Source organism: Rhizobium ecuadorense (genome assembly GCF_001187535.1).
Classification (GTDB): domain Bacteria; phylum Pseudomonadota; class Alphaproteobacteria; order Rhizobiales; family Rhizobiaceae; genus Rhizobium; species Rhizobium ecuadorense.
Window position 1 is genome coordinate 1 of record NZ_LFIO01001622.1, and the last position, 408, is coordinate 408.

The following is a 408-nucleotide window of genomic DNA, read 5'->3' on the forward strand; positions in this document are numbered from 1 at the left end:
CAGCAAACCTGCCAGCGCCCCGGCTGCATAGGGCAGATAATCTTTCAAGAGAGCCTCGGTCTTGTGCTGATATCAAACATCAGCTGCGTCATTCGCTTGAGATAGAGATCTTTGCGTTATCGGCAATGGTTGGCTGCGGTCGAACCTCACGCCGACGGAATGTCACAACGTTGGTAGGGGGAGGTCGATCAAACGATGTGACCCGGTGCGCCTGATTTTGCAGGAGACGACCAATTTCTTTCGCGCTATGAAGACTGACCGCATATCCCGCCACATCCGGCACCGAGGTCCTTCCCATGGCTTTGAAAATCCTTTTCGTTGGCGGTACCGGCCAGATTTCATATCCGTGCGTCGAGCGCGCTGTGACCCAGGGTCACCATGTCAGCGTCTACAACCGCAGTTTGAGAG

General features: G+C 54.9%; 1 pseudogene. It reads left to right on the top strand.

The annotated features are described in order from the left end of the window. Positions 1–296: 296 nt before the first annotated feature. Positions 297–408, top strand: a pseudogene (locus tag AF337_RS42905) (RNA-binding protein); the annotation flags it as partial.